Origin of the sequence: Klebsiella sp. MS 92-3 (assembly GCF_000195655.1) — a bacterium.
GTDB classification, from domain to species: Bacteria; Pseudomonadota; Gammaproteobacteria; order Enterobacterales; family Enterobacteriaceae; genus Klebsiella; species Klebsiella pneumoniae.
This window is the reverse complement of record NZ_GL882757.1, coordinates 4,539-7,694: the sequence shown is the minus strand read 5'-3', so window position 1 is coordinate 7,694 and position 3,156 is coordinate 4,539. Positions and strand designations below refer to the sequence as shown.

Genomic DNA, 3,156 nt, shown 5'->3' with positions numbered 1-3,156 from the left:
TGTGGCCGGACAAGGTGCGCAGCACCGCCTCCGGGAAAATCCCTCCTATATCACCGTCGATAAATGACTATTGCCTCTCTAACCAACTCACAATAAATGTCGCGATCTGTGGTACATCATTTAAATCCAGCAGCGGAAGTGAGGTCGCGATCGATACATCGCTGGCCACGGCGATGGTATGCTCATCAATTACCAGCTCTTCTACACGATGGCCGCTGTTTTGCCGAAAAAGCAGGATCTTCGGCACGGGTTCATGTTTGAACCCCTCCACTAAAACCAGGTCCAGTTTGCTGGCATCCATTCGACTGACCAGCCACGTGAGATCTAATTCCGGCTTCTCTGGCGTCTCGGTCATCAATGCCCACCGCTGTTCGCTGGCGACAATAGTTTGCGCAGCGCCCGCCTTACGCAGTTCATAGCTATCTTTGCCCGGCTTATCCACGTCCATATCATGATGGGTGTGCTTTATCAGTCCCGGGCGTAATCCTAGAGCGCAAAGCTCAGGGATAAGACGCTTTAATAATGTTGTTTTTCCGGTACCGCTCCATGCGGCGATCGCCAGTAATGGGATCATGATGGCTCCTGCATCTGCTGCAAATCTTCGAGCGTATTTACATTAATGAAAGCAGTTTTCACATCGCTGAAATTCACCGGGCGCCCACCCATTTGTCGCATAAAAACCATCACCCTGCGCTCTCCATGTGCCAGATAAGCCTCCAGTTCAGGAATGATTTGACGATGAACTAATGCAACGGCAGGATGATCCCGTTCGCCGTCATGGGCCCAAACGACCGGTGCGTCCCCTCTCTGCTGGATAAAGCGCTCCACCAAAAAGGACGGAATGAACGGCGTGTCGCAGGGGCAAAAAACAAACCATGGGCTCGCGACCTGCTGCATCACAGCAAGCATTCCGGCCAGCGGCCCCTGATAACCCTCCTGTATGTCTCGAAAGACCGGAAATCCGCTGGCACGCCACTGTTCAAGATGACGATTGGCGCTAATGACTAACTCATCTACCTGCGGGGCTAATGCTTCCGCGACGTGTCGCCAGAGAGGGCGACCATTTAGCGCCTGTAATCCTTTATCAATGCCGCCCATCCGCGTGGCCCTGCCGCCCGCCAGCACGACGCCGGTTATCGCCTCGCTTTGCATATGAATATCGCCTCTTTCATTGTGGGATTGACCCTGTTAACTTGTCCCTATCAAGAGTAAGGAGCATGACCATGAAATGTAAACGTCTGAATGAAGTAATTGAACTCCTCCAGCCAGCCTGGCAAAAAGAGCCTGAACTGAACCTGATGCAATTTTTGCAGAAGCTGGCGAAAGAGGCCGGCTATGATGGCGAACTGAGCGATCTTTCCGACGATATTCTGATCTATCACCTGAAGATGCGCGACTCTTCCAAAGATGCTGTCATCCCGGGTATTCAGAAGGATTATGAAGAGGACTTTAAAACCGCGCTGCTGCGCGCCCGCGGGGTAATAAAAGAGTAAAAGGTTGTAAGCGCTACCGCGTAAAGTGCAATGAGATGATATCCTGAACTATTCGTACGATTATCGGATGTCAGGATGCACGATAAGGCTTTTACTTTTCAGACGCTTCGCCCGGATACCATTATCGATGGGTTATTCGATCTGGGTATGCGGGTGGACTCCGGTCTCACCCCGCTAAACAGCTATGAGAACCGCGTTTATCAGTTCCAGGACGAAGAGCGCCATCGCTATGTGGTAAAGTTCTATCGTCCTGAGCGCTGGTCCGCAGAACAGATCCTTGAAGAACACCAGTTTGCGCTTCAGCTTGTAGAAGATGAAGTGCCCGTTGCTGCGCCGCTCTTATTTAATGACAGCACGCTTCATCAGCATCAGGGATTCTACTTTGCCGTTTTCCCAAGCCTTGGCGGTCGTCAGTTCGAAGCGGATAACCTTGATCAGATGGAATGGGTTGGCCGCTATCTGGGGCGCCTGCACCAGACGGGCTGCAAACAGCGCTTTACTGCCCGCCCGGAAATTGGCGTGCAGGAGTACCTGCTGGAACCGCGTCAGGTGTTTGAGCAGGCGACGCTGATCCCCTCTGGCCTGAAGGCCGATTTCCTGAAGGCGACCGATAAACTCATTGCTGCCGTCATGGAGCAATGGCACGGCCGCGGGAACACGTTGCGCCTGCACGGTGACTGCCATGCCGGTAATATCCTCTGGCGCGACGGACCACTGTTTGTCGACTTAGACGATGCGCGCACCGGCCCGGCGATTCAGGATCTGTGGATGCTGCTCAACGGCGATAAGGCTGAACAGCGTATGCAGCTGGAGACTATTGTCGAGGCCTATGAGGAATTCAGCCCCTTTAACAGCGATGAAATCGCGCTGATTGAACCTTTACGCGCTATGCGACTGGTTTATTATCTGGCGTGGTTGCTCAGACGCTGGGACGATCCCGCTTTCCCGGTCAATTTCCCCTGGTTAACCGGGGAGGATTACTGGCGGGGGCAGACGTCGACTTTTCTTGAGCAGGTGAAGGTTCTACAGGAACCCCCGCTTCAGTTAACGCCAATGTATTAATGTGATATATCCAGGAGAGAGTAAATCATGAAAAAAGTTTGGCTGGCGCTGGCTGGTATGATTCTGGCTTTTAGTGCATCCGCTGCCCAGATCACCGACGGCAAGCAGTACATCACCCTTGATAAGCCGATTGCTGGCGAGCCGCAGGTGCTCGAGTTCTTTTCGTTCTACTGCCCGCACTGCTACCAGTTTGAAGAAGTGCTGCATGTCTCTGACAATGTGCGCCAGAAACTGCCGGAAGGCACTAAAATGACCAAATACCACGTTGAGTTCCTGGGTCCGCTGGGCAAGGATCTGACGCAGGCATGGGCGGTGGCCATCGCGCTGGGCGTTGAAGACAAAATTACTGCGCCGATGTTCGAAGCCGTGCAGAAAAACCAGACTGTGCAGAGTGTGGCTGACATTCGTAAAGTGTTTGTCGACGCTGGCGTGAAAGGGGAAGACTACGATGCCGCATGGAATAGCTTCGTGGTGAAATCTCTGGTCGCTCAGCAAGAGAAAGCGGCAGCCGATCTGCAGCTGCAGGGCGTACCGGCTATGTATGTTAATGGTAAATACCAGCTGAATCCGCAGGGGATGGACACCAGCAATATGGATGTCT

5 protein-coding genes are annotated in these 3,156 nt (G+C 53.0%); 3 read left to right on the top strand and 2 right to left on the bottom strand.

Translation table 11 applies throughout. The annotated features are described in order from the left end of the window. Positions 1-67: 67 nt before the first annotated feature. Both mobB and mobA read right to left on the bottom strand, forming a co-directional pair. Positions 68-574: a molybdopterin-guanine dinucleotide biosynthesis protein MobB gene (gene mobB, locus HMPREF9538_RS21675; RefSeq protein ID WP_002882596.1), complete on the bottom strand. Its 507-nt coding sequence runs from the start codon at positions 572-574 to the stop codon at positions 68-70. Further along, positions 571-1,152 (bottom strand): molybdenum cofactor guanylyltransferase MobA, encoded by a 582-nt coding sequence (gene mobA / locus HMPREF9538_RS21680; RefSeq protein ID WP_002882607.1) that lies wholly within the window; start codon positions 1,150-1,152, stop codon positions 571-573. The genes mobB and mobA overlap by 4 nt, the downstream gene beginning before the upstream one ends. A gap of 71 nt (positions 1,153-1,223) precedes the next feature. Between mobA and HMPREF9538_RS21685 the strand changes: the two genes are divergently transcribed. The 3 genes from HMPREF9538_RS21685 to dsbA form a co-directional block, all read left to right on the top strand. Next, the gene (locus tag HMPREF9538_RS21685; RefSeq protein WP_002882612.1) at positions 1,224-1,493 is read left to right on the top strand and encodes a YihD family protein; all 270 of its coding nucleotides are present in this window, start codon (positions 1,224-1,226) and stop codon (positions 1,491-1,493) included. Between the two features lie 75 nt (positions 1,494-1,568). Beyond that, on the top strand, positions 1,569-2,555 hold the full coding sequence (locus HMPREF9538_RS21690) for a serine/threonine protein kinase (protein ID WP_002882726.1): 987 nt from the start codon (positions 1,569-1,571) through the stop codon (positions 2,553-2,555). 27 nt (positions 2,556-2,582) lie between these two features. Continuing rightward, positions 2,583-3,156: thiol:disulfide interchange protein DsbA (dsbA, locus tag HMPREF9538_RS21695; RefSeq protein ID WP_009484253.1), on the top strand; the 574-nt coding region annotated here is incomplete at its 3' end.